Raw genomic sequence first — 558 nt, forward strand, 5'->3', positions numbered from 1 at the left:
CAGCTGGGTAACGGCGGCGTCGAGGTAGCGGGTGTTCCAGAGCACGGCAGCGTTGAGACCAGGCCGAGGGTAGCGAGCTGGCCTTCCTGACCGTCGCGGTACGCCTGGCGGATCTGGCCCCGGCTGCTGTGGCAGATCGCGCGGGCGATGGCGCTTCCGCTGGGCATTGCCCGCCATGTCTGCGTGATTCAGATCACATGAGAGTCGTTGAATTTCAGACAACTCTTTTCGGGTGCGGTGGGTCGTCTCTGCGTACGCTTTCGGCCACTCACGCCTTTTGAGGTTCGCATGAAGCTTCGCCGCTCCCTGGCCCTCGCCGCCGCGACGGCCGCCATGGCTCCGGCCGTCCTGCTGGCGGCGCCGACTGCCTATGCGACGGATGACGACAGCCCTGCTCCGGCCGTCAGCGAGACGGCTCCCGCCGAGGAGCAGTCCACGCCCGCCGCCGACGACACGACGCCTGCCGCCGAGGACACCACGCCCGCCGCGGACGACACGACTCCGGCGGCCGACGACACCACACCCGCCACCGACGACACCGCGCCGGCGGCTGACGAG

The 558-nt window shown here is 69.5% G+C and carries 2 pseudogenes; one reads left to right on the forward strand and one right to left on the reverse strand.

The annotated features are described in order from the left end of the window. A pseudogene (locus tag BEK98_RS51545) lies at nucleotides 1–161 on the reverse strand (Tn3 family transposase); the annotation flags it as partial. A gap of 127 nt (nucleotides 162–288) precedes the next feature. Between BEK98_RS51545 and BEK98_RS49415 the strand changes: the two are divergent. Continuing rightward, a pseudogene (locus tag BEK98_RS49415) lies at nucleotides 289–558 on the forward strand (LPXTG cell wall anchor domain-containing protein); the annotation flags it as partial.

The sequence above is a fragment of the Streptomyces diastatochromogenes genome (genome assembly GCF_002242805.1).
GTDB classification, from domain to species: domain Bacteria; phylum Actinomycetota; class Actinomycetes; order Streptomycetales; family Streptomycetaceae; genus Streptomyces; species Streptomyces diastatochromogenes.